22 protein-coding genes, 1 other RNA gene and 1 pseudogene are annotated in these 24,996 nt (G+C 38.8%); 11 read left to right on the top strand and 13 right to left on the bottom strand.

Annotated elements, in window-relative coordinates; translation table 11 throughout:
- Positions 1-12: 12 nt before the first annotated feature.
- Positions 13-1,965 (top strand): glycoside hydrolase family 127 protein, encoded by a 1,953-nt coding sequence (locus tag H5S39_RS08625; RefSeq protein ID WP_182596702.1) that lies wholly within the window; start codon positions 13-15, stop codon positions 1,963-1,965.
- Between the two features lie 64 nt (positions 1,966-2,029).
- On the opposite strand, the gene H5S39_RS08620 is transcribed toward H5S39_RS08625, so the two are convergent.
- Entirely contained in the window at positions 2,030-2,950 is a 921-nt protein-coding gene (locus H5S39_RS08620) for an AraC family transcriptional regulator (protein ID WP_182596701.1), read from the bottom strand.
- A gap of 148 nt (positions 2,951-3,098) precedes the next feature.
- On the opposite strand from H5S39_RS08620, the gene H5S39_RS08615 reads away from it, so the two are divergent.
- The 7 genes from H5S39_RS08615 (at position 3,099) to H5S39_RS08585 (ending at position 13,183) form a co-directional block, all read left to right on the top strand.
- Positions 3,099-4,490: an MFS transporter gene (locus H5S39_RS08615; protein ID WP_375139118.1), complete on the top strand. Its 1,392-nt coding sequence runs from the start codon at positions 3,099-3,101 to the stop codon at positions 4,488-4,490.
- Positions 4,491-4,699: 209 nt separating this feature from the next.
- On the top strand, positions 4,700-6,811 hold the full coding sequence (locus H5S39_RS08610) for a glycoside hydrolase family 36 protein (RefSeq protein WP_182596699.1): 2,112 nt from the start codon (positions 4,700-4,702) through the stop codon (positions 6,809-6,811).
- Positions 6,812-7,241: 430 nt separating this feature from the next.
- On the top strand, positions 7,242-8,666 hold the full coding sequence (locus H5S39_RS08605; protein ID WP_182596698.1) for a sugar porter family MFS transporter: 1,425 nt from the start codon (positions 7,242-7,244) through the stop codon (positions 8,664-8,666).
- A 12-nt stretch (positions 8,667-8,678) separates the two neighbouring features.
- On the top strand, positions 8,679-10,304 hold the full coding sequence (locus H5S39_RS08600) for a xylulokinase (RefSeq protein WP_182596697.1): 1,626 nt from the start codon (positions 8,679-8,681) through the stop codon (positions 10,302-10,304).
- 3 nt (positions 10,305-10,307) lie between these two features.
- Positions 10,308-11,036: an L-ribulose-5-phosphate 4-epimerase gene (locus H5S39_RS08595; protein WP_182596696.1), complete on the top strand. Its 729-nt coding sequence runs from the start codon at positions 10,308-10,310 to the stop codon at positions 11,034-11,036.
- 55 nt (positions 11,037-11,091) lie between these two features.
- A complete protein-coding gene (araA, locus tag H5S39_RS08590; RefSeq protein ID WP_182596695.1) occupies positions 11,092-12,513 on the top strand; it encodes an L-arabinose isomerase in 1,422 nt (473 codons plus the stop codon).
- Positions 12,514-12,613: 100 nt separating this feature from the next.
- A complete protein-coding gene (locus H5S39_RS08585) occupies positions 12,614-13,183 on the top strand; it encodes a sugar O-acetyltransferase (RefSeq protein ID WP_182596767.1) in 570 nt (189 codons plus the stop codon).
- Positions 13,184-13,291: 108 nt separating this feature from the next.
- Here H5S39_RS08585 and H5S39_RS08580 read toward each other — a convergent pair whose 3' ends face one another.
- The 7 genes and pseudogenes from H5S39_RS08580 to H5S39_RS08555 form a co-directional block, all read right to left on the bottom strand.
- A complete protein-coding gene (locus H5S39_RS08580; protein WP_182596694.1) occupies positions 13,292-14,134 on the bottom strand; it encodes an aldo/keto reductase in 843 nt (280 codons plus the stop codon).
- Position 14,135: 1 nt separating this feature from the next.
- On the bottom strand, positions 14,136-15,224 hold the full coding sequence (locus tag H5S39_RS08575; protein ID WP_182596693.1) for a GntR family transcriptional regulator: 1,089 nt from the start codon (positions 15,222-15,224) through the stop codon (positions 14,136-14,138).
- Positions 15,225-15,340: 116 nt separating this feature from the next.
- Positions 15,341-15,829, bottom strand: a complete 489-nt coding sequence (locus tag H5S39_RS08570) for a universal stress protein (protein WP_182596692.1) — start codon at positions 15,827-15,829, stop codon at positions 15,341-15,343.
- 76 nt (positions 15,830-15,905) lie between these two features.
- Positions 15,906-16,136: a hypothetical protein gene (locus H5S39_RS08565; RefSeq protein WP_231832876.1), complete on the bottom strand. Its 231-nt coding sequence runs from the start codon at positions 16,134-16,136 to the stop codon at positions 15,906-15,908.
- A 149-nt stretch (positions 16,137-16,285) separates the two neighbouring features.
- Positions 16,286-16,473: non-coding RNA, 6S RNA (gene ssrS / locus H5S39_RS11760), on the bottom strand.
- Positions 16,474-16,510: 37 nt separating this feature from the next.
- Positions 16,511-17,815, bottom strand: a pseudogene (locus H5S39_RS08560) (replication-associated recombination protein A).
- Positions 17,816-17,818: 3 nt separating this feature from the next.
- A complete protein-coding gene (locus H5S39_RS08555) occupies positions 17,819-18,304 on the bottom strand; it encodes a YueI family protein (protein ID WP_182596689.1) in 486 nt (161 codons plus the stop codon).
- Positions 18,305-18,448: 144 nt separating this feature from the next.
- On the opposite strand from H5S39_RS08555, the gene H5S39_RS08550 reads away from it, so the two are divergent.
- Positions 18,449-18,721 carry a hypothetical protein gene (locus H5S39_RS08550; protein ID WP_153931389.1) on the top strand — a complete coding sequence of 91 codons (273 nt, stop codon included), beginning with the start codon at positions 18,449-18,451 and terminating at the stop codon, positions 18,719-18,721.
- 82 nt (positions 18,722-18,803) lie between these two features.
- Here H5S39_RS08550 and H5S39_RS08545 read toward each other — a convergent pair whose 3' ends face one another.
- Together H5S39_RS08545 and H5S39_RS08540 are read right to left on the bottom strand one after the other, a co-directional pair.
- Positions 18,804-19,211 carry a VOC family protein gene (locus tag H5S39_RS08545; protein ID WP_182596688.1) on the bottom strand — a complete coding sequence of 136 codons (408 nt, stop codon included), beginning with the start codon at positions 19,209-19,211 and terminating at the stop codon, positions 18,804-18,806.
- Positions 19,212-19,233: 22 nt separating this feature from the next.
- Complete coding sequence (locus H5S39_RS08540; protein ID WP_182596687.1) at positions 19,234-19,977, bottom strand: DUF6198 family protein; 744 nt, start codon at positions 19,975-19,977, stop codon at positions 19,234-19,236.
- Between the two features lie 252 nt (positions 19,978-20,229).
- On the opposite strand from H5S39_RS08540, the gene yaaA reads away from it, so the two are divergent.
- A complete protein-coding gene (yaaA, locus tag H5S39_RS08535; protein ID WP_182596686.1) occupies positions 20,230-20,979 on the top strand; it encodes a peroxide stress protein YaaA in 750 nt (249 codons plus the stop codon).
- A gap of 147 nt (positions 20,980-21,126) precedes the next feature.
- The gene (locus H5S39_RS08530) at positions 21,127-22,461 is read left to right on the top strand and encodes an NCS2 family permease (protein ID WP_182596685.1); all 1,335 of its coding nucleotides are present in this window, start codon (positions 21,127-21,129) and stop codon (positions 22,459-22,461) included.
- Positions 22,462-22,579: 118 nt separating this feature from the next.
- On the opposite strand, the gene H5S39_RS08525 is transcribed toward H5S39_RS08530, so the two are convergent.
- The 3 genes from H5S39_RS08525 to msrC form a co-directional block, all read right to left on the bottom strand.
- On the bottom strand, positions 22,580-23,596 hold the full coding sequence (locus H5S39_RS08525) for an adenosine deaminase (RefSeq protein WP_182596684.1): 1,017 nt from the start codon (positions 23,594-23,596) through the stop codon (positions 22,580-22,582).
- A gap of 132 nt (positions 23,597-23,728) precedes the next feature.
- On the bottom strand, positions 23,729-24,334 hold the full coding sequence (gene rpsD, locus H5S39_RS08520) for a 30S ribosomal protein S4 (RefSeq protein ID WP_153710199.1): 606 nt from the start codon (positions 24,332-24,334) through the stop codon (positions 23,729-23,731).
- Positions 24,335-24,530: 196 nt separating this feature from the next.
- Positions 24,531-24,986 (bottom strand): free L-methionine (R)-S-oxide reductase MsrC, encoded by a 456-nt coding sequence (gene msrC, locus H5S39_RS08515; RefSeq protein WP_182596683.1) that lies wholly within the window; start codon positions 24,984-24,986, stop codon positions 24,531-24,533.
- Between the last annotated feature and the right edge of the window lie 10 nt (positions 24,987-24,996).

The following is a 24,996-nucleotide window of genomic DNA, read 5'->3' as shown; positions in this document are numbered from 1 at the left end:
GAGGAACAAAAAATGACTAAGGAACTACAAACCAATATAACATCACATTTTTGGCAACGTTACCGAAACTTAATGGCTAATAACTCAATTCCATTTCAATGGGATATGATTAATGATAACAATAAGGTTGAAATTACTAATGATGCTTTTGCAGCCGGTGGCTCAGCCGATAAAAGTCATGCTATTGCGAACCTTAAGATTGTGGCTGGTCAAGAAAAGGGTCACTTCTTTGGAATGGATTTTCAGGATACTGATGTTTATAAGTGGCTTGAAAGTGCTGCTTATGTTTTGAAGTATGCGCCAAGTGAAAAGCTACATAAGGAGGCTGATTCAGTAGTTGATTTAATTGCCGAAGCACAAGAAGATGGTGGTTACCTTTCAACAATGTTTCAAATTGAAATGCCTGAGCGAAAGTTTAAGCGTCTACAACAATCACATGAGCTTTATTCAATGGGGCACTATATAGAAGCTGGTGTTGCATATTATGAAGTAACTGGCAATCAAAAAGCTCTTATGATTGCGGAAAAAATGGCTAAATGTATTGGTAACCATTTTGGCTTAGAGGAAGGAAAAGTTAAAGGAATTCCTGGACACCCAGAAATTGAACTAGCTTTAGCGCGGCTATATGAAGCAACTAAGAATAAAAAATATTTAGCATTGGCAAAATACTTTATCACTCAGCGGGGGAAGGATACCGAATTCTTTGATCGGCAAAATGAAGCCGATGGGAAAGATCGTAATTTCTTCCCTGGCATGGATAAGTTTGGTAACCGCTATTACTTCGCTGATAAGCCGGTGACAGAGCAACAAGATGTTCACGGGCATGCTGTTCGTGTTCTCTACTTCTGTACAGGGTTAGCCCATGTTGCCCGCTTAACTGGCGACCAAGAGTTAATGAAAACTGCTCACCGATTATGGAATGATACCGTTAAAAAGCAAATGTATATTACCGGTAATGTTGGTCAGACGACAACTGGTGAAGCATTTACCTATGATTATGATTTGCCTAATGATAGCAATTATGGAGAAACCTGTGCATCAGTAGCAATGGTATTTTTTGGAAAGCAAATGTTAGCTAGTGATTTAAACGGTCAATATGGTGATGTAATTGAAAAAGAACTGTTTAACGGAGCCCTTAGTGGAATTGCCTTAGATGGGATGCATTATTTTTACGTAAATCCACTTGAAGCTGATCCTAAAGCAAGTAAGGGGAACCCTGGGAAAAACCATATTAATACTCAACGTTCATCATGGTTTGCTTGTGCTTGTTGTCCATCCAATATTACTCGTTTACTTTCGTCGGTTGACAAGTACTTATATCAAGTAAAAGATAATACGATTTTGGCTGATCAATTTATTGCTAATGAGACGAGTTTTGATGATGGTATTAAAATTAAATTAGCTAGTGATTATCCATGGGATGGCAAACTTACCTTTACAATTGAAAATCCGCAAGAAAAGTACTTCAATTTTGCGGTACGGATTCCAAGCTGGTCATTAAAGAACTATCAAGTTAGTTTTAATGGCCGAGAAATTGATCCAATCTTAGAAAAGCAGTTAGTTACTTTCCCAATTACTGGAAGTGAAACACAAATTATAGTTAATTTAGACATGAGGGTTCACTTAATGAGAGCTAATAATTATGTGAAAGATGATATGGGCAAAGTCGCTATTCAACGCGGACCAGTGATTTATTGTGCTGAGGAAGAAGACAATCAGGTACCGCTTTGGTGTTATCGTTTAAGAAATAAGCTGACCTTTACAGCAAATTATGATAATAACTTGTTAGATGGGGTTGTAACCCTTGATACTAATGATGTTGAGCGAGCTAACCAAAATAGTGAACAACTTTATTATGAAGATGATTCATTTGAGTGGACTCAAGCCCATCTGCGGTTAATTCCATATTATGCATGGGCTAATCGGAGCAATGGACAGATGCAGGTATGGTTTAATAAAGCATAGATAAAATAAGCCTCGTAATTATTAGTTACATTACATGTTTCTTAATAAATACGAGACTTTTTGTTTATTTTAGGTTAAATCTTTGGCAGTAATTAATGTCGGTGTCTTTAGATAGCAGTTTTTGTGGATCAAAGCTGTCACTATCTTGAAATTTAGAGCTATAGCTTTTCCGAAATTCTGATGGTGTAAGACGAAGAACCTTTTTGAACTGTTTCATAAAATGCTTATCATCATTGAAAAATGATAATGCAGCAATTTGTTTAATCGGTAAGTTTGTTTTTGATAATAATTCTTGTGCCTTCTCTAATTTTAGCTGATTTATATATTGAATAATTGTTAAATCAGTTTGCTGCTTAAAAATTCGTTCCAAATAATTTGCATTGAATTCAAAGTGAGTTGCAATCTGGTCGACAGTTAGGTGTTGACTTAAATGGGAACGAATCCATCCTTGGATAATGCTAATTTTATTGTTGCTAGTTGTAGTAAAGGATTTAACAAAATCATTTGATAATTCAATCAAGAGTTCAGTTAACAAGTAGTCAATTGCAATATGTGGATAAATAGGATTATTGGCAATATCAAGAACCTGATTTGCAAGTACATATGACTTTTTTATTTCGGGTAGCTTGAATTGTAATGGTAAAGGAATTATTCCCTGATTGATTTTTTCTGGATTATGGATGAATTTTCCTTTATGAGTTGACTGTGGAGCGGGAAAAAAGTGAAACCAATAATATTGGGTATTAAACGGGGAATCCTTCCACCCACGAACAACTGATTTAGCTGGAACAAGAAGCATTTCGTTTGTCCTAATTGTATATTGCTGCTGATCTATTTGCAGATAAAGCGGACCATTATTAACAATGATAATTTCAAATGCTTCATCTTGGTATATTCGCTTATGTTTCCAAGCTTTTGTGGCTGAAAAAAAGCCCTGATTTACCGCTACAACGGGTTGATTAATATTAAAATATGTTACTTTCAAAATATCACCTTATTAAAAATGTGAGAAAAAGACACTAAATGTGAATAAGCAACTCAGAAATCGACACCTAAACTACAATTAACTCCATTTTTACACTTTTAGAAAGCGATTACAATAAGTGGTGAAATAAAAGTGAGGAGTGACTATGATGGATGGAAGAGTAAAACCAAGTATTTCAACCATTAAGAAGTATCCATTTGGTTCGACAAAGAAAAAAGTAGGTGTTTTAGAGAAGTTAAGTTATGCTAATTTGGATTTTTCAGGACAATTAATTGCAACTGTTGTTAATAGTTATTTGATGTATTTCTTTACGGATGTAGCAGCTGTTTCTGCAGCAGCAACAGGAATAATTTTACTATTAGCACGGGTTGTTGATGCAGTTGGAGCTCCAGTTTGGGGAACATTGATGGATATGACACATTCAAAGTATGGAAAAGCACGTCCATACTTTTTGTGGTTAGCATTTCCATATGCGGCAAGTGCAGTTCTTTTATTTTGGGCTCCCAATCTTACACCAACTGCTAAGGCAATTTACTGCGGTGTTGTTTATATGATTTATGGTGTTTTATACCTAGGTATTAATGCGCCAATTACAACCATGTTAACATTAATTACTTCATCACCAACACAACGGGTAAAACTGAATTCATGGCGGATGGTTGGTTCTCAATTAGGGGTATTCATTGTTAACTCATTGACATTACCATTGGTTGCATTATTTGGCGATGGCAATGATGTGATTGGTTTTAGAATTTTTATTATTATCTTTGCCACATTAAATTTTCTTGGAACATTATTCTCATTTAGTCATATTCGTGAACGAGTAATTGTACCAAATAGTCAACGAGTTACATTAAGAAAAAGTATCCACGCAATGAACAAAAATTGGCCATGGTTTTTAATTGTAGGTGGGAATTTCTTGTTCTGGATTGCCCAACAAGGACGACAACAATCGATGGTTTATTACTTTACTTACTACTTCCATAATAAGGGATTAGTAACTTTCTTTAATTCAATTGCTATTATTCAGGTGATCGGAATTATTTCTATTCCGTTATTAAATAAATTTTTGTCTAAAAGCCATATTTGGGCATTAGGTTTAGTTGGTGCGGTACTTGGACAATTTATTATTATGTTTGCTCATTTAAACATCATTGGAGCAGTTGTTGGCTGGTTAATTGCTAACATTGGTTCTGGAATCGCATGTTCAATGCCATTTGCGATGCTGGGATCTGCTGTTGATTATGGTGAATGGAAAAATGGTGTTAATGCCGCCGGTATCTTGACGACTGTTGGGTCAGCTTTTTGTATGTCAATGGGAATGGGCTTAGCCGGTGCATTAAATGGTGGAATTATGTCAGCATTTGGTTATGTTGCAAACCATGTTCAAACCGCACATGCACTTGTTGGTATTAGTATTTCATTTAATTGGGTAACAATTCTTATGTATGGCTTGGCTATCATTCCAGCTATTTTGTATCAACGTTTTGAAAATATGGAGCCAACTATTATTGCAGCATTGGATAAAACCCGGAAATAAAATTAATTTATTTTATAAAGGCAATGCATAGCAAATCAACAATAACAATTAAAATGATGAATAGGATAAATTTCTTTAAGTTAAATTTAGTGTTCATTATTTAGAACCCCCTTTATTTATAGTTTAGATAATAATAACAAGCTAACAGGTATAAGAAAATAAAAAGTAATAAGATGACACCTATTGTAAGAAAAAGTAAGGAGTATTAAATGAAAAAGATTGAAGTCAAAACCCCGGCCGCTTCATTAGGCTTTGAGGTGCTAGCTAATAATAAAATTATTTTGTCCCAGGTAAATTCAAATGATTTGTCAACAGCTGATCCCCAATTAAAAGATGAGATGCGATTGGTTGAGTTACAGCTAACCGGTGAAAATATTCATCATAAGGGAGTCGGCTATGTTGAAACAGAACCTGGTAGCAGTCTTTACTATGTTAAACATCAAATAATAGAAGAAGATAATGGCAAAACAATCAAGATCGTTCAAGAAGATCGTAATAAACAAATTAAAGTCATTAGCTACTACCGGCTTTATACAACAACTGCAGTAATTCGAAGCTGGGTTACCGTGGAAAATATTGGTAATAGTTCATTAGGAATTGAATATGTTTCTTCATTTGCTTTAACTGGTATTAACCAGGCAAATGACCTTGATGGCAATTATGCAACGGATAATGCCGTTTACCTTGCTAATAATACCTGGACGGCTGAAGCGCAGTGGGAAAAGTTAAGTTTGAAAGAAGTAGGATTAAACTACTGGGTTGATGGTGAGAAAGAGCAGGCCTCTTCTAAACGAATTAGTATTTCTAATACTTCTTCATGGTCATGTTCAGAGTATTCACCTAATGGCATGCTAGTAAATAATCGAACCGGACAGACTGCCATTTGGCAAATCGAAAATAATGGTTCCTGGCATTATGAGTTGACTGATATTGGAAAGGGTAATCTTTTAGCATTACGGTTATCAGGTCCCGAAGAAACTGATAATCAATGGTGGAAGAACCTGAATCCCGGTGAGCAATTCACAACAGTTCCGGTTGCGTTTGCCCAGGTTCAAGGGGACTTTGAACAGGCCATCGGTGAGATGACTAAGTATCGGCGAGTAATTCGTCGACCTAATAAGGACAATCAATCGTTGGCAGTGATTTTTAATGATTATATGAATTGCCTATCTGGTGATCCAACTACCGTCCGTGAAAAACCATTAATTGATGCAGCTAAAAAGGTTGGCTGTGAATACTATGTTATTGACTGTGGCTGGTATGATGCTGGCTATTGGTGGGACAACGTTGGCGAATGGTTACCATCGAAAGAACGATTCCCTAATGGCATCGAAGAAGTAATTGACTATATTCGCAGCAAGGGGATGGTTCCTGGACTGTGGCTAGAAATTGAAGCGATGGGAATTAAGTGTCCGCTGGCAGATAAATTGCCTGATGATTGGTTCTTTACGCGGCATGGTAAGCGAGTAATTGATACCGATCGTTACCACTTAAACTTCGCTAATCCGGCTGTAAGAGATCATGCAGATAAGATTATTGACCGGTTAGTAAAGCAGTATGGTATTGGTTATATTAAGATGGACTACAATATTACTACCGGTGTTGGAACAGACTATCAAGCTGATAGTTATGGTGATGGATTATTGAACCATAATCGGGCTTATTTAAAATGGCTTGATAACGTCTTTAAGCGTTATCCCAACTTAATTATTGAAAATTGTGGTAGTGGTGGAATGCGTCATGATTATGCAATGTTACAACGTCATAGTATACAGTCGATGACTGATCAGACGGAATATGTCCGTAATGGGAATATTGCGGCCGCTGCAGCTTCTGAAGTTACGCCAGAACAGTGTGCTATTTGGTCCTACCCACTTCAAGCAGGCGATGATGAAGAAGCGATTTTTAATATGGTCAATGCGATGTTACTTCGGATTCACCAGAGTGGTCGTCTTGATAAGGTTGATGACCACCGTCAACAGTTAGTAATGGATGGAATCAATGTTTATAAGCAATATCGGGAAAAAATTCCGTTTATGTTACCAGTATGGCCACAGGGCTTAGGTAAGTTAGATGATTCATGGTTTAGCTATGGTTTAAAAGGAGAACATGATCTGTACTTAGCTATTTGGCGAGGCAAGGGTGGAAATAGTCAAGAAACAATTGATCTTAGCAAATATGGGCAAGTAGCTAGCATCAAACAACTTTACCCTATTAAACAAAAAGATGAAAAAACAGTAGTTAAAGTTAATGGTAATAGGTTAGTTGCTGAATTCCCGCAAGAAAAAACGGCAAGGCTTTATCAAATTAGTTTAAATTAAAAATAAAGGAGGGTGCACCATTTATGGTCAGAATTTTGGCAATTCCCGTGAAAGTCTGCAAATGAAATTATTTTATAAGTAATTCCCTAAAATAGTCCGTACAAATTTTATAAATAGTATTACTAAGGCGGGTAATAATCAAAAATACCAACAACTATTATCAATCAAAAAAATTAACAAATAATAAGTATTAGTATATTTTTTCTAAATAATAAATAAAAATTAGTAAATATTTTCACAAATAGTAACCAGATTAAGAGTTTATATAAATGATTCCGAATAATATTTAAAGTATTATTTCACAATGTGTAATGATAAATTTGAAAATTTGTATTGATTTGTCCGTACAAATCGTATATTATAATAAGTGTTCAATGAAAGCGCGTTCATGTTCATGGAAATATTACTTTGAATTTTATCTTTAAGGAGGATGAATGTAATGGCTAAAGCCGAAAAGAAAATATCAAGTGCATTTATCTACTTCTTCGGATCATTTGGGGGAATCCTATTTGGTTACGATATTGGTGTTATGACTGGAGCCTTGCCTTTCCTGCAGGCTGATTGGCACCTTGAAAATGCAGCATCATTGGTTGGCTGGATTACTTCAGCAGTTATGTTTGGAGCAATCTTCGGTGGTGCTTTAGCCGGACAGCTTTCTGATAAGTTTGGACGGCGGAAAATGATTTTAATGTCAGCAATTGTCTTTATGGTTTTCTCAGTCCTATCTGGGGTATCACCAGATATGGGTGAAGCAAGTGCTTACTACCTAATTATTGTGCGGATGCTTTTAGGTTTAGCAGTTGGGGCTGCTTCTGCCTTAGTTCCGGCTTATATGTCTGAAATGGCACCGGCTAGTGCACGGGGACGTTTGTCAGGACTAAACCAGACAATGATCGTTTCAGGAATGTTGCTGTCATATGTTGTTGACTACCTATTGAAAGACCTTCCTGGTGAATGGGCATGGCGGTTAATGTTAGGGTTAGCTGCAGTTCCTGCGTTGATCTTATTCCTTGGTGTTCTTCGTTTGCCTGAATCACCACGTTTCTTACTTCGGAAGGGTGACGAAGCACAGGCACGTCGGGTTTTAACTTATATTCGTAAAAATCCAGCAGAAATCGATCAAGAGTTAGCAAGTATTAAAGAAACTGCAAAAGAAGAAAAACAAGCTAACCAAAAAACAAGCTGGTCAACATTATTTAGCAGTAAGTATCGTTATCTTGTGATCGCTGGTGTGGGTGTCGCTGCCTTTCAGCAATTCCAAGGTGCTAACGCAATCTTCTACTACATTCCATTAATTGTTCAAAAGGCAACCGGTCAAGCCGCATCTTCAAACTTAATGTGGCCAATTATCCAAGGTGTTATCTTAGTTGTTGGTTCATTAGTCTACATGTGGATTGCTGAAAAGTTCAACCGGCGAGCATTATTGATGGTTGGTGGTTCTGTCATGGGTCTTTCGTTCATCTTACCAGCAATTATTAACTGGATGATGCCTAATATGAACCCAATGACAATCGTTGTCTTCTTATGTATCTATGTTGCTTTCTACTCATTTACTTGGGCACCGCTTACTTGGGTTCTTGTTGGTGAAATCTTCCCATTAGCTATTCGTGGCCGGGCATCAGGCCTTGCTTCATCCTTTAACTGGATTGGTTCATGGTTAGTTGGTTTGATCTTCCCAATCATGACTGCAAGCATGCCACAAGAAGCTGTCTTTGCAATCTTTGGTGTAATTTGTATCCTTGGTGTTCTCTTCATTAAGACTTGTGTTCCAGAAACTCGTGGTCACACTCTTGAAGAAATTGAAGAGCAGGGGACTAACCACGGTCGTGTAAAGGCAAGTAATCCTGAAAACTAGGAGGAATATTCGATGAATTTACGTGAAACAGCAGCCCAGATTGAAAATGGGCAAACTTCACTCGGAATTGAATTAGGTTCGACACGAATCAAGGCTGTTTTAATCAACACTGATTATGAAACAATTTCTTCTGGTAGTTATACCTGGGAAAATCAATTTAATGATGGTATTTGGACTTATCCCCTTGATCAAGTATGGGAGGGAATCCAATCTGCTTACTCACAAATTAAGGCAGATGTTCAAAGTAAATATCACACTAGTTTGACAAAAATTAGTTCAATTGGTATTAGTGCAATGATGCATGGTTACCTTCCTTTTGATAAGGATAATCAATTGTTAGTACCGTTTAGGACTTGGCGGAATAATATTACTGAGGAATCAGCTGACAAGTTAACTAAATTGTTTAACTTTAATATTCCGCAGCGGTGGAGTATCGCCCACCTCTATCAGGCAATTCTTAATCAGGAACCACATGTTAAAGATGTTGATTTTATTACAACATTGGCTGGGTATGTTCATTGGAAACTTTCCGGTGAGAAGGTATTGGGAATTGGTGACGCATCAGGAGTCTTCCCAATTGATGACCAGACTTTAACTTATAAGCAAGAATTTGTGGATAAATTCAATGCTCTTCCTGAGGTTCAACAGTACCCGTGGAAACTGCAAGCAATTCTGCCGTCAGTTGAAACTGCAGGGCACAGTGCCGGTAAGTTAACGGATGCAGGAGCAAAACTCCTTGATCCGACTGGTACGCTTACTGCTGGTAGCTTAATGGCTCCTCCAGAAGGGGATGCGGGTACTGGAATGGTTGGTACCAACAGTGTTCGCAAACGAACCGGTAATATTTCAGTTGGAACTTCTGCATTCTCAATGAATGTTCTAGATCAACCGTTAAAGAAACTACATCGGGATATTGATATTGTGACAACGCCAACTGGTGATCCTGTCGCAATGGTTCACATTAATAACTGTTCTTCAGACATTAATGCATGGGTTGGCTTATTTAAGGACTTTGCCCGGGCAATTGGTGCCAAGATTGATACTAATACCTTGTATGAAACCTTATTTGATTCAACAGTCCACTCCGATCCAGATGCTGGCGGGTTGATCAATTACAGTTATCTCTCTGGTGAAAACATTACTAAGATTCAAGCAGGTCGTCCACTATTTGTGCGGACACCGAATAGTAAGATGAACCTTGCCAATTTCTTCCTTACACAACTCTATGCGGCCTTTGCGCCATTAAAGATTGGAATGGACATCCTATTAAATGAAGAGCATGTTCAAACAGATGTCATGATTGCTCAAGGTGGCTTATTCGGAACACCGGTAATTGGTCAACAAGTCTTGGCTAACGCCTTAAATATTCCAATTACGATTATGAATACGGCAAGTGAAGGTGGGCCATGGGGGATGGCCGTCCTTGCTAAATATGCAGAAACAAATGCAGAAGAATCCTTAGCTGACTACTTAGATGAGAAAGTGTTTAAGGATCCAGAAAGTATGACACTGACACCGGAACCAGCAGGAGTAAAGGGGTATGAAAGTTTTATTAAACGTTACCAAGCTGGCTTACCGGTAGAAGCATTGGCAGGACAAGACATTAGTGAACGTGACACGGAGAAAGGAAGTAATTAATCGATGTTAGAAGACCTAAAAAAAGAAGTTTATGATGCTAACATGCGACTGCCTAAGTTAGGGTTGGTCTCCTTTACCTGGGGAAATGTCTCAGGTATTGACCGTGACAAAGGTTTGTTCGTCATTAAGCCTTCAGGGGTTCCTTATGATGAGATGAAGCCTGAAGATATGGTAGTAGTCAACTTGGATGGTGAGGTCGTTGAAGGTGACTTGAATCCATCCAGTGATACACCAACGCATACCTATCTTTATAACCATTTTCCAAAGATTGGTGGGGTTGTTCATACTCATTCACCATGGGCAGTCTCATTTGCGGCAGCACGGATGGATATCCCAGCCATGAACACAACGCATGCGGATACTTTCTATACTGACGTGCCAGCAGCCGATGCCTTGACGAAGGAAGAAATCGAAGAAGATTATGAGGGTAATACCGGTAAAGTAATCGTACGTTCTTTCAAGGAACGAGGCTTAGACTATGAAGCAACGCCTGCCGCATTAGTCATGCAACACGGACCATTTACATGGGGGCCGACCCCTGATAAGGCGGTTTACAACGCTAAGGTACTTGAAGTTGTGGCAGAGGAAGATTATCACGCAATGCAATTGACACACAAAGATTTGCACTTGCCACAATACTTACTAGATAAGCACTATTACAGAAAGCATGGTGCTAATGCATATTATGGACAAAATAATGCCCATTCTAAGGACCATGCCACCCACGCTTAATTAATTTTGGTAGCTACATTAAAAAACTTTTAGCACAATAAAGGAGTGTAATCTCATGGATATTAAGAATTACGAATTTTGGTTTGTTACTGGTAGTCAATTCCTTTACGGTGAAGAGCAATTAAAGTCAGTTGCTGCTGACGCTGAAGACATCGTTAACAAGTTAAACGAAAGCGGCAAATTACCTTACAAGGTTGTCTTTAAGGGTGTTATGACTACTGCTGAAGGAATTACTAAGTTTATGAAGGAAGCCAACTACAACGACAATGTTGCCGGGGTAATGACTTGGATGCACACCTTCTCACCAGCTAAGAACTGGATCCGTGGTACAAAGCTTTTGCAAAAGCCACTACTTCACTTAGCAACGCAATACTTAAACAAGATTCCATATGACACAATTGACTTCGACTACATGAACTTGAACCAATCTGCTCACGGTGACCGTGAATATGCATACATTAATGCTCGTCTCCAAAAGCACAACAAGATCGTTTACGGTTTCTGGGGTGACGAAGAAGTTCAAGAAGAAATCGCTGACTGGCAAAATGTTGCTGTTGCCTACAACGAAAGCTTTAACATCAAGATTGTTCGTTTTGGTGACACGATGCGGAACGTTGCTGTTACTGAAGGGGACAAGGTTGAAGCACAAATGTTCCTTGGCTGGACTGTTGACTACTGGCCAGTAAGTGAATTGGTTGAATATGTTAACGGGATTAGCGAAGACGAAATCGATGCTGCTTACAAGGATCTTGCAAGCAAGTACGAAATGGTTCAAGGGGATAACACTAAGGAACACTATGAACACTCAGTTCGTTACCAACTTCGTGAATACCTTGCCTTGAAGAAGTTCATGGATGAAAAGGGCTACACTGGTTTCACTACTAACTTCGAAGACTTACATGGCCTTGAAGAATTACCTGGTTTAGCTGCTCAATTATTAATGCGTGACGGTTATGGCTTTGGTGCTGAAGGTGACTGGAAGTCTGCCGGAATGGATCGCTTATTAAAGATTGCTGCGGATAATGTTGCGACTGCCTTCATGGAAGACTACACTCTTGATCTTCGCCATGGTCATGAAGCAATTCTTGGTTCACACATGCTTGAAGTTGACCCAACGATTGCATCTGATAAGCCACGGGTTGAAGTTCACCCATTAGACATTGGTGGCAAGGATGATCCAGCACGGCTTGTATTTACTGGTCGTGAAGGCAAGGCTGTTGACGTTACCCTTTCATACTTCAACGATGGTTACAAGGTTATTGGTTATTCAGTTGATTGTCACAAGCCAGAAGCTGAAACACCACACCTTCCAGTTGCTAAGCAATTATGGACTCCAACTGTTGGCCTAAAGGAAGGTGCACAACGTTGGATGCATGCTGGTGGTGGTCACCATACCATCTTGAGTTTCAGTTTGAAGCCACAACAAATCAAGGATCTCTTTGAAATGTTAGATGTTAAAGTCGACTTCATCGAATAATAAATAAGATTTTACGAAAGAGAAATGATTATCCTCGGTAACCTCGAGACGAGAATAATCATTTCTTTTTTCTTTAAGGAGCAAACAAATGGTAGTAAAAGTGAAAACAGAAAAAGAAAAGATGCTCGCTGGCGAAGTGTTTAATGTTTATGACCCAGAGTTGGTTCGGGAACGACAGTATGCTCGTAAATTAGTGGAACGGTTCAATGCACTGGGGGAGGTAAACCCACAGGCAAGTACGGAAATCATCCGCCAATTGTTTGGTCACGTTGGGCAAAATTGTGAAGTGCATCCCCAGTTTAAGTGTGACTACGGTTATAATATTTATGTCGATGATGACTTTTTTGCTAACTACGACTGTGTAATGCTAGATGTTAGTCCGATTAGGATTGGAAAGCACTGTTTATTAGGACCACGCGTCCAGCTGTACACGGTTAATCATCCTCTTGATCCCCAATTGCGGCGAAATGGAGCATTTGGTCAGAGTAAGGATATTACGCTTGGTGATGATGTTTGGGTCGGTGGTGGCGCAGTCATTTGTCCGGGAGTCACGTTAGGAAATAATGTTATTGTTGGTGCTGGTAGTGTTGTTACCAAGTCATTTGATGATAACGTTATCATTGCTGGAAATCCCGCACGGGTGATTAAGGAAAATCCATATAAGGAATAAAAATAAGGGGTTGGGGGAAAATAATTTTCCCAACTCCTTATTATTACCGTTAATTTTCGAACTTACTAAGTCTAGTTGCGAGGATTAGAGGAAGTTTCTCTACTTTAATTACCATTTTTGGTTATATTCGTATACTAATGCTGGTTCTTTGCCGACACGGGTGAAATCATGTAGTGCATCGATTGCAGTCATTTCTTTATCAGTAAGACTAAAATCATAAATATCGATATTCTGTTTAATTCGTTTTTCATGAACTGATTTTGGAATAAAGGCAATCCCATTTTGTAAGTGCCACCGGAGGACAATTTGTGCGGATGATTTGTCATGTGCTTTTGCAATCTTTTCGATCACCGGATTAGTCAAGATTGTTCCTCGACCAAGTGGACTCCATGCTTGAGTGACAATCTGGTGGTTCTTATCATACTTAATTAACGGTCGTTGGTTTAGCCGGGGATGACATTCAATCTGGTTAACGACTGGCATTTCATGAGCTTGGGTAGCTAGGTACTGTAGGTGGATCATTTGGTAGTTACTAACACCAATTGAACGGGTAAGTCCCTGCTTTTTAAGCTCTTCTAGCGCTGCCCAGGTGTCAAAAAAGTATTTTTCAATTGGCCAGTGAATCAATAAGAGATTTACATAGTCTAATTGAAGTTTTCTTAATGATTCTTTTACTGAAGTGATTGTTTGCTGGTATCCTTGATTAGGCTCAGCAACCTTGGTTGTAATGAAAAGTTCTTCACGTGGCAAGGCAAGCTCTTTTAAAGCATTTCCTATTTCAGCTTCGTTTTTATATAATTGTGCGGTATCGAAGAGGCGATAACCAGCGTCATAAGCATATTTCATTGCTGCCGTTAAGGTACTCTGGTCAGTAATTTTGTACATTCCAAAACCCTCTTGGGGCATCTTTTGTCCATCTGCAAGAGTTAATAGCTTTACTTGATTTTCCATTTTAGATCTCCTTTGCTTTTAACGGGGCAGTTGAATTACCCTTAATAATTGCTGGTAAGTATGTTTTAGATTCAACTGTAAGACCATTAATCATGTCTAAAATCATCTTTCCGGCGTCTTCGCCAAGTTTACGTTTAGGGTGGTTGGCAGTTGTTAAACTAGGCGGGAAAATTTGGGCCATTTCGAAGTTATCAAAGCCAACTACTGAAATATCCTGTGGAACATTGATTCCTTGACCTTGTAAGTGGCTAATGATCCTCGTAGCTAATTGGTCGTTATAACAGGCGATAGCAGTGATATTCTTATCGCTCGTAAGCATAACGTCAATCTTTTTAATAATGTCATCATACGCATCACCAGATTGGTACATAATCACATTGGATTTTGTCGTTGGAATCCCATATTCCTGATAGGCTTGGATCATCCCGCCCATCCGGTCAACGCCTTGCTGGTCATTGACTTGAAATACGCCCAGAATATTGGTATGGCCAAGGTCAAAAAGATACTTGATGAGATTCTTTTCGGCTTCCCGGTCTTTGGTGAGGAGGGTCGGAAAGTTAAAGCCCGGGTAAGCGGAATGAAAAAGAATTGTTGGAATTTTATATTTTTGGATTTGCCGGTAAAGGTCGAGGTTCGGGTTAGGCATGGCACTTTCAGTTGGTTCGATAATTAATCCAGCAATCTGAAGGTCAAGCATATTTAAAATCGTTTGGCGCTCGCGATCGTGTTTATTAAGGGTATTACCCACGATCATCGAGTATCCTTGTTCCGTGACAACACTGTCAATCCCAGAAATGATTTGAGGAAAGATATAGTCAGCGATGTGCGTACTGATCACGCCGATAATTTTATTTTTCTCATTTTTGGCCCAATCACGTTGCCAGTCTTGAACAAACATTCCGCCACCTTGAATTCGGTAAATATAATGTTCATTTTCAAGGTCACCAACTGCACGACGAATTGTATATCGCGATACGTTGAAGCGTTTCATTAATGCACTCTCGGTTGGTAATTTTTCATTGATCTGGTATTTTCCATCAATAATTTCATTTCGTAATGTTTGCTTTACCGTTTCGTATTTCACTTCCAATGCACCTTACACTCCTATCTTTTTAGCTAAAATAATTAATTGTAATAATAAAAATGCTTCATAACAATTAGCGAGGCTAATGCATATGAAGCATTTGATTGCTTTGACCTTGAAAACTAGAATCGACGTTTCTTAGGATTTTCAATCGGTTTATTGTTCAAATCAGTCCGTACTACTAAAACATCACAAATTGCTGTGCGGGTAACAAATTCGGTGACGGAACCAATTAAGATTCGTTCAACAGCATTAAGCCCCGTAGCACCAATCATAATAAGGTCGGCACCCATTTCTTTAGGTACGTCACGGGCAATAATCGTCTTTGGAGCACCATATTCAATTGAATAGCTGGCATTATCGACACCGTTATTCTTAGCATAATCAATATACTTATCAAGGGTCTTCTTTGCAGTTTCGGTAACTTGCTCAACCATTGAAGTATCAAAACTTGAAATATTTTGAAATGCCCGGGTATCCACAACATGAAGAAGACGTAATTCAGTATCAGCACCATTCCGCTTTGCAACAGATACTGCTTTCTTAAAAGCTAATTCAGCTTCCTTTGAACCGTCAACTGGAACTAAAATATGTTTATATTCTTGTGCCATAATTTAGTGCCCTCCTTAAATCATTTACCATTATTATACACTTTTCCGCCGTTGAGCGTAAAGCTTTACTAGAACTTTACTTATGATGATTTACACGAAAATCGGCGGTAATCGCAAATGCCATTAAAGTTTCACTTACACAGCCAATAATGACCATGATAACTAAAAAGCCAGTGCTGTTAGTCCAGCCGGAGATGATACTTAGAATGCCGACAATCGTCATTACAATTCCCCAATTACGAAATTGTGGTGGAAGGTACTTATTTTTATTTGGATCAAAAACAAGAAATGGTTTATGAATATGCATGAGGAGAAAAACTCCTTCAAAAAGGGCAATTAAGCCAAAAACAGTCATTAGCAGTGGTAACAGCATAAAATCGATCCCATCTATATTTGAATTAAAAACGGCGCAGTAGTAAAAATATACGTTTACTACCACGCCGCCGGGTTATGTACGAAAACTCCGTTGGTGCCGTTAATTGTCATTCAGTGTTGACCTGTGTTTAAGACAGGTGGGACACGGCTGCCTAATATTCAACTACCAAGTGTAAAGGCATGTTGTCCAAAAGGCAATACACTAGTCCCAAAGTAATAAGACTGTAAGGCAAACCTGCGTTTAGACAACGCGTACACTACAGAATTTTCACTTTTAATAATAGCATTTTTGCTTAATTGGTGCAATTATTTACGCGGGTGATGTTGGCCATTGAGAGTACGTCGCTGTGCCTGCCGTAATTGCCAGTATTGACGACCAAGGCTTGTTTCAAATCGCCCATTGCTTTTTGGGTGGTAATATTGGGCGTCCTTGATTCGATCCGGTAGGTATTGTTGAGCAACCCAGTCTTGCGGGTAATCGTGAGGGAAATCATAATCAACGCCATGACCAAGTTTAGCAGCTCCCTTGTAGTGAGCATCTTTTAGGTGATCCGGTACGTCGCCAAAGCCCCCCTGGTGAACTTGTGATAATGCTTCATCAATCGCTGTAATTCCAGAATTTGATTTGGGAGATAAGCAAAGCTCAATTACAGCGTCTGCTAATGGAATTCTCGCTTCTGGTAAACCTACGCGTTCTGCTACCTGAATTGCAGTAATAGCTCGTTGGACAGCAGGCATGTTTGCTAAGCCGATATCTTCGTAAGCAGTAATCATTAAGCGACGTGCAATAATCGTGAGATCACCAGCTTCAATTAGACGGGCAAGGTAGTGGAGAGCTGCATCGGTGTCCGAGCCACGAATTGACTTTTGCAGTGCCGAGATAACATTGTAGTGGGCATCCCCATTTTTATCAGCAGCTAGGGCTTTTTTCTGTACACTCTCTTCAATAATTGGCAATGTCAAGTGTATCTTGTCGTCGTCACTTGCATCTGTTGATTTAGCTGCTAATTCAAGCCCGTTTAATGCGCTTCGTAAATCGCCATTAGTTGCTGTTACTAGTTATTCTTCAGCATTTTCTTCCAGAACAAGCGGCAAATTACCAAGGCCCCGCTCTTTATCTGCTAATGCTCGTTGGATTGCAATCTTCATCTCTGCAATTGATAAACGATGAACCGGAAAAATTTGTGTTCGACTACGGATGGCAGGGTTGATGCTAATATATGGGTTTTCAGTGGTTGCCCCAATAAGAACGATACGTCCGTTTTCAAGGTGGGGAAGAAGAAAATCCTGTTTAATTTTATCCAGTCGGTGAATTTCATCAAGCAACAAGATAACAGTTCCACTCATCTTGGCTTCTTCAGCCACGATTTGGAGGTCCTTTTTAGTGTCGGTAGCAGCATTTAATTTTCGAAAAGCGTACTTAGTCGATCCGGCAATTGCACTAGCGATACTTGTTTTTCCTGTTCCTGGGGGACCATAAAGAATCATTGATGAGAGCATTTTAGCTTTAACCATTCGTGAAATTATTTTTCCCGGACCAACAAGATGTGATTGACCGACAACCTCATCAAGAGTTCGTGGACGCATTCGGTAGGCAAGTGGTTGTTGCATAAGTTAGCGACGTTCCTTTCTATGAAAGAGCTGGTGGAAAAATCCGTGATGGGTATTTTCTGCCGTTTGCGATTCAGAAGACGCATTCGTTAATTCAGGATAGCGCTTTTTGACATCAACAGGTGACTGGTAGACGGCAGTTTTGGCAGCAATAACGACAGCTAGTGATGAAGGATCAGTTTTATATTCTGGATCAGTCTTTAAGGTAAACTGGGCATTATCATGAGTGGCAGTTTGAATATATGGCCGAATTTTATTGTGCGGGAGATTACCATTAATAAATACTAGGTTGCCAATCCCTTTCTTTATCTCGGCAGTTAATGCCTTAGTCCAATCTTGTTCTTGTAGCTCCTGGACGCTGATCGTAAGGCAAACGCGTTCGCGAAATGTTCCAAGATATTTTCGCTGTTCGTCGGGCTTAATTTTTGGTGTTCCATAAACAGCGTTATCAATTCGCTGTTGGGTAGCACTCTTTTCTTGTTCTGACATATGATATGCCTCCTTATCATGCAATTGTAACATGAAACTATTAGACTTTATTTCTTGATAATTATATAAAATTTATTATATGATGACGTTGAAAAGGATGGAAAGGTAAGCAAATGTATTATAAGGAAAGTGGAAGTGTTTATTATGTTTAGTGCAGTATTTTGGGTGTTGGCATTTTGGTTTATTGTTAACTTAGTCTGGACAATTGCTCAACTTAATAATCGGTTAATGTCAAAAACATTTGCTTGGATTAATGTTGTTGCAGTAGTAATCGGCTTTTGGACTTACTATGCTGCTAGCAACGGTGGTGGGGGAGTTGCTCCATGGTTTTTGCTGATTAATTGGACTAATATTGTTTTAGCAATTTTTCAATTTTATAATGGCTATCGGCCACACCAATATAAGAAGAAGTCTTAACTAATATAAACTCCCTCAATCGATTTACTCGGTCGGGGGAGTTTATTTAAGTGCTATATTATAATTTATTGTAAAACTGTAATTATTTTACAATTTCGCAGAATTCAATTGTTTCACTGTTAGGACCTTCGATATTGAAGAACTTAATCCCCTTATCCCAGAAGTCAAGGTGTTGAACTTCGCTATCTTTGAGCTTGAATCCTTCTGCTTTTGCTGCCTTAAAAGCGGCATCAGCATCGCTGGTATTAAGTGAAATATGGTTAATAGCACCAGTCTTGTGGACTGCACCATCACCTGTCCAAATTTCTAAGGTTAAGTGACCATATTGCATGAAGACAACTTCATTGCCTTGGTCATCAGTATCGAATTCGCCTAACTTTTTAAATCCTAGCTTTTCCCAAAAAGAAATGGTTTTTGCCATATCATCAGTTGGAATACCGATATGTTGTACGTCATCAAAGTAACCTGCTAAACTTTTATTAAATGCCATAATAAATCACTCCTATATAATATTAATTACCGATATCAAGTGCTTGGTGCTTTAGCTTAGGGAAGATGAACCGGTCTGCCCATCCAGTAATAGCTCCTTGGAAGGCTAAGGCAAATAAAGTCCCTAAACCAAAGTTATAAATACCGCCTTGCATGAATGCAGCGATAATTGCCATAATCGTTGGCGGAATATATGATAACCACATCGCAATTGTTGCATTACCATGGCAGTAACGGAAACGAATAATTTGGAAAAGGTCATCGGCAGGGTGTAGCACAAGATTGACACGCTGGTAAATTGAAATAGCGGTTCCGATGAAAGCAACCCCTAAGAAGTTAATGAAAACATAGAGGATAACCATTGGTAAAGTAGTTGCATCCGGCATGATGCGGTTAAAGATATCAGAGAACCACTGGATAAAAATAGAAAATGGTAACATAAAAATAAAATTACCACCAATTCGCCGCCAATCCCACTTATGCATTAAAATCGCATTTAAGACGGAAGTCAGCATTCCTAAAACCATGAATGCCCAAAAAAGGGTCATAGAGTTGTTCCCGAGAACTGCGATCCCAAGGTTGTTTTCAGCTGCCGTCCAATAAGCGGAACCGAGAAACTGGGGATGTACATGTGAACTTGTAACAAGAGTTAAAACGTTCCCCATTGAGTTAATAACGATTGACAGTGCAAAGAATGCCCAACTAGCGGTTAATGAAATCGTTCGTTTAGCAACTTGACCTTGTACTGGAACTTTTTCCTGTTCCATTTATATTCTCCCTTCTAACTTGACCAATTGTCTGGTGAAGTTATTCACTTTCTCTTTACGATGAATTAATTTACAACTATCAAAAAAGCTTGTCAAGCGCTTCACAAGTTGAATTACCGCGTTTTATCCTATACCAAAATTATTGAAACGATTTACTGAAAGCGCAATCATTAACTATCTGCTATAAACTAAAATCTGATTAGACCAATTGCTGAAAAAGCTTACAAAAAAATTTGAAAGAGTTGATAAAATTTGAAGATAATAATTGCACCGGCGAGAACGATGAAGGTTGACACAGATTCTTTGCCTTACCAAAACTTACCGCAATTTATTGATGAAACGAAGAAAATTTTACAATGGATGCGTTCGCTTTCTTATGATGAATTACATGAATTATGGTGGAACTGTAGTACACGATTAGCAACAATAAACTATCAATGGTTACAACAAATGAATCTTAAGCGGAATTTAACCCCAGCAATCATTGCTTTTACTGGGTTACAGTACCAATATATGGCACCAGATGTTTTTTCCGATAAGGGATTAGAATATGTTCAGCAAAATTTACGAATCTTATCAGGGTTTTATGGCCTTTTACGACCGTTTGATGGTATTGTTCCGTATCGTCTTGGAATGGGTGATCGTGCAACAGTCGATAATACAGGGAACCTTTACCAATTCTGGGGTGATCGACTGTATCGTGAACTATATAGAGATAATGATTTAGTAATTGATCTTGCGTCAATTGAATATGAAAAGGCAATTATGCCGTATTTAGGTTCCCAAGATAAACTTATAAAATGCGTATTCGGTGAAAATATTAATGGCAAGATAAAGCAAAAAGCAACACTGGCAAAGATGGCACGTGGGAATATGGTTCGCTATTTAGCAGAGAATCAGGTTGATAGTTTAGATGGTGTTAAGCAATTTACAGTAGGCGGTTACCGTTATCGAGAAGAGCTATCTTCATCAAGAAAATTAGTGTTTGAATTGTTGAGATAAAGAAGGCAAAGTTCGTGTTTTGCTACCGCAGTGCATAGCAATTTATTTAGCATAGCTGCTTTTAACTATTTTATCGAACTTTTACCATTGAAATATTAAATATAATATGCAATAATCTAACCATTATATTTATATGAGGTGGAAAAATTGGAAGAAACACGAACAATTAGTTTTCTAGACCGCACTTTTCATTTAACAGAGAATAATACGAACATTAAACGTGAAAGCCTTGCTGGATTAACGACTTTTGTTTCAATGGCATATATTCTATTTGTTAATCCAAGTGTGCTTGGTGTCGCTGGCATGGATAAGGGAGCAGTGTTTACTGCTACCGCATTATCAGCAATTATCGGTTGCTTATTGATGGGGCTACTTGCAAACTATCCGATTGCAATTGCTCCAGGTCTTGGTGATAATGCTTTTTTTACATACTCGGTTGTATTAGCGATGGGGATTCCGTGGCAAAAAGCAATGGCGGGAGTCCTTGTTGCCTCTGTTTTGTTTACGATTTTATCATTCTTAAAAGTGCGGGAAGTAGTAATTAATGCTATTCCAAAAGATTTAAAATATGCGATGGCTGCTGGAATAGGAATTTTTATTTCATTTGTTGGTCTTCAGGGTGGCGGAATTATTGTTGCTAGCAAGTCATCGCTAGTTGAATTGGGTTCGTTGACGGTTCCTACTACCTGGATTACAATTACTGGTATTTTTTTGATTGCGGTTTTGATGGTTAGACGAGTTCCCGGTGCGATTTTCATTGGATTAGTAACGACCACTATTTTAGGGTTAGTTACCGGGTTGGTGAAAATGCCAACTCACATAGTATCGATGGCTCCCAGTATGGCACCTACCTTTGGAATCGGGATTAAATTTTTGCCAACAATGGCTGACCCCAAAATGTGGGCGGTAGTTTTAATTTTCTTATTAGTTGCATTTTTCGATACGGCAGGTACCCTGGTTGGTTTAGCACAAGAAGCAGGGCTGATGCGTGATAATAAGATGCCGCGGATTGGCAAAGCGTTGATGGCAGACTCACTTTCAATGTTAGGCGGCGCTGTGATGGGAACTACACCAACATCTGCTTATGTAGAATCTTCAGCGGGAATTGCCGTTGGTGGCCGAACAGGATTGACCGCAGTTGTAACAGGACTCTTATTTGTTCTTAGTATGGCTTTTTCCCCATTATTAACGGTGGTGACAACTCAAGTAACATCTGCAGCTTTGATTGTTGTTGGCGTGTTAATGGTTTCGTCGTTAAAAAAGATTGAGTGGCACAAGTTTGAGATTGCGATGCCAGCGTTTTTGGTAGTTATTGGTATTCCCTTGACTTATAATATTTCTTATGGAATTGCGTTTGGCTTTTTAACTTACCCTATCTTGATGGTAGCGGCAGGACGCAAGAGAGAAGTTAGTCCTATAATGTGGATAATGTTTTTTGTCTTTATTGCGTTACTGTACATTTTAAATATTTTACCGAAATAAATAAAAAGTCCCTAAAATCAGTAATCATGCTGAATTTAGGGACTTTATTGGTGTTGGTTAAATAGCCAACTAATGTCATGTAACAGTTGTATTAATGTTGCGCTTAACTTATATAAGATTAATTTTGTGCAACATAGTCTTTAACTTCTTTTAGGTATAAGGCTTTTTGTTCTTCGCTGATCCAACTAGCTTCGAAGGAATTACATGCAAGGGTAACAATTTGTTCTTTAGTTAGATTATACTTTTGGGCAATTGCATAGTAGTTATCAGCAATGTAGCCACCAAAGTATGCGGGATCATCGGAGTGGATGGAGATTTTAACGCCTTTATTAAGAAGTTCGAGCACTTCTTTTCCCTTCATATCGGCATTTAAGAAAGTGTTCGATAGTGGGCATGAGGTAAAGCCAATTTTACGTTTAGCCGCTAATTCGACTAAATCAGGATCTTCAACGATATTAGTTCCATGATCCACACGGTCAACACAGATTATTTCAAGCAGTTGACGAATATGCTCAATTGAGTCTTTTTGGTCAGGGTCAGCGTGGGCGGTTAAGTGAAAGCCATTAGCACTAGCGGTTGTAAATTGATTATAAAATTTCATTGGCGGGTTATTATGCTCATCGGAATCAAGACCGATACCAATAATTTTATCTTTATATTTAAGGGCTTCATTAAGTGTTTGTTGAGCCGAATCGCGTGGCAGGTCGCGGAGAAAACACATGATTAAACGGGCATCGATGTTTAATGCACGGGCATCAACTGTGGCGCGGTAAAGACCATTAATAACCGTTGAAAATTTAATTCCGCGTGTGGTGTGAGCTTGGGGATCAAAAAATATTTCGACGTGGCGGACATTATTCTTAACGGCCCGATGGAGATAAGCCATTGCAAGGTCATAAAAGTCTTGTTCAGTTTGCAATACGTCCATTGCCGCATAATAAACATCAAGAAATGAAGAAAGACTATTATAATTATACATTTTCTTCATTTCATCAATGCTGGAGTATCCGGTATCGATACCATTCCTTTTAGCAAGCTTAAATCGAAGCTCGGGAGTCAGTGTTCCTTCAATATGAACGTGTAATTCGGCTTTTGGTAAATTGCGGGTAAATTCTGGAGTAACTTTTGTTGACATTGAAAATAAACCTCCTGAAAGTTTTGTTAATGTAATCTTAACACAAGAAAATAATATTTTAGGGTATAGAAAAAGGATTGAATCTGATTTAACAGACCCAATCCTCTCTCTAACGCAAGTAAACTTATTAGATTACTTGTTGTAGAATTCAACGATAAGAGCTTCATCAATATCAGCGTTCATATCTTCACGTGCTGGAATACGGTTAAGCTTACCTTCAAGCTTGTCAGCGTCAAAGTCAACGTATGAAGGACGTGAAACAACGGCTTCAACGGCGTTCTTGATGATGTCTAAGTTCTTAGACTTGTCACGAACAGCAATAACTTGACCAACCTTAACTTCGTATGATGGAATGTCAACGCGCTTACCATCAACAGTGATGTGACCATGGTTAACTAATTGACGAGCTTGGCGACGAGTAGTAGCTAAGCCGAGACGGTAAACCATGTTATCAAGACGACGTTCAAGCAATGCCATGAAGTTGGCACCGTGAGTACCTTCCTTGATCTTGCCGGCACGAACGAAAAGGTTTGAGAATTGACGTTCAGTCATACCGTACATAAAACGAAGCTTTTGCTTTTCGCGTAATTGTGTACCATATTCTGAAAGCTTACCGCGACGATCACGACCGTGGTCACCAGGAGCGTAAGCCCGACGTGCTAATTCTTTACCAGTACCTGAAAGTGATACGCCAAGACGACGTGAAACACGCCAGCTTGGACCAGTGTAACGAGACATAAATAAATTCCTCCAATAAATTTAGTTGGAGTAAAATAATCCGATTGTGAGCTTGGCATTCGTGCAGGCTGATTTGAATTTTTCACCCTAGCAGCCGAGTTACTAAAAACACCAGTTGGCACCAGTCTGTTGACGAGCTTGCCCCTCACTGCTGCATTATTTTACACAAAGAATAGTGTACAATGAATTTATAGTGTTAGTCAATTACTTTTACTAGTGTTTGGCAAAATTCTTCTAGTGCGTTAATGGTTTTGCTATCAAAACGTCCTTTTAGCGGTGAATCTAAGTCTAATACACCAAATAATTGTGAATCTTTGATAAGGGGAATAACTAATTCAGATTTAGCAGAACTGTCACAGGCGATGTATCCTTTGAATTGTTGAACATCATCTACAGCAATTGTTGTTTGTTCTTTAGCGCTTGTGCCGCAAACACCCTTGCCGAGTTTGATGTGCATACAGGCGACTTTGCCTTGAAATGGTCCGAGAACTAATTCGTCTTTTTCGGGATCAAATAAGTAAAAGCCTACCCAATTAATTTCCGAGAGGTTTTGCATGAGAAGGGCACTGACATTAGCTAAGTTGGCAAACTTATTGTGTTCGCCTGTGAGAAGACTTTTCAGTTGAGCAATCAATAATGAAATTTCTGGCATAATTTTTCCT

It is taken from the genome of Limosilactobacillus rudii, assembly GCF_014145455.1.
Taxonomy (GTDB): Bacteria; Bacillota; Bacilli; order Lactobacillales; family Lactobacillaceae; genus Limosilactobacillus; species Limosilactobacillus rudii.
Note: the sequence above shows the minus strand (reverse complement) of the source record. Positions and strands in the feature narration are given on the sequence as shown.

Bases quoted from the DNA above. Each gene is read 5' to 3' on its own strand.
- H5S39_RS08605 (WP_182596698.1), top strand. From the start codon at position 7,242: ATGAATGTAATGGCTAAAGCCGAAAAGAAAATATCAAGTGCATTTATC.
- H5S39_RS08545 (WP_182596688.1), bottom strand. From the start codon at position 19,211: ATGGCATTTAATAAAAGTTTAGCAGGTTACTTTGATGACGTACAACAT.
- H5S39_RS08625 (WP_182596702.1), top strand. From the start codon at position 13: ATGACTAAGGAACTACAAACCAATATAACATCACATTTTTGGCAACGT.
- H5S39_RS08580 (WP_182596694.1), bottom strand. From the start codon at position 14,134: ATGGAAAATCAAGTAAAGCTATTAACTCTTGCAGATGGACAAAAGATG.
- araA (WP_182596695.1), top strand. From the start codon at position 11,092: ATGGATATTAAGAATTACGAATTTTGGTTTGTTACTGGTAGTCAATTC.
- H5S39_RS08610 (WP_182596699.1), top strand. From the start codon at position 4,700: ATGAAAAAGATTGAAGTCAAAACCCCGGCCGCTTCATTAGGCTTTGAG.
- H5S39_RS08550 (WP_153931389.1), top strand. From the start codon at position 18,449: ATGTTTAGTGCAGTATTTTGGGTGTTGGCATTTTGGTTTATTGTTAAC.
- H5S39_RS08570 (WP_182596692.1), bottom strand. From the start codon at position 15,829: ATGGCACAAGAATATAAACATATTTTAGTTCCAGTTGACGGTTCAAAG.
- H5S39_RS08600 (WP_182596697.1), top strand. From the start codon at position 8,679: ATGAATTTACGTGAAACAGCAGCCCAGATTGAAAATGGGCAAACTTCA.
- H5S39_RS08555 (WP_182596689.1), bottom strand. From the start codon at position 18,304: ATGTCAGAACAAGAAAAGAGTGCTACCCAACAGCGAATTGATAACGCT.
- H5S39_RS08565 (WP_231832876.1), bottom strand. From the start codon at position 16,136: ATGCATATTCATAAACCATTTCTTGTTTTTGATCCAAATAAAAATAAG.
- H5S39_RS08615 (WP_375139118.1), top strand. From the start codon at position 3,099: ATGGATGGAAGAGTAAAACCAAGTATTTCAACCATTAAGAAGTATCCA.
- H5S39_RS08595 (WP_182596696.1), top strand. From the start codon at position 10,308: ATGTTAGAAGACCTAAAAAAAGAAGTTTATGATGCTAACATGCGACTG.
- H5S39_RS08540 (WP_182596687.1), bottom strand. From the start codon at position 19,977: ATGGAACAGGAAAAAGTTCCAGTACAAGGTCAAGTTGCTAAACGAACG.
- msrC (WP_182596683.1), bottom strand. From the start codon at position 24,986: ATGCCAGAAATTTCATTATTGATTGCTCAACTGAAAAGTCTTCTCACA.
- H5S39_RS08525 (WP_182596684.1), bottom strand. From the start codon at position 23,596: ATGTCAACAAAAGTTACTCCAGAATTTACCCGCAATTTACCAAAAGCC.
- rpsD (WP_153710199.1), bottom strand. From the start codon at position 24,334: ATGTCTCGTTACACTGGTCCAAGCTGGCGTGTTTCACGTCGTCTTGGC.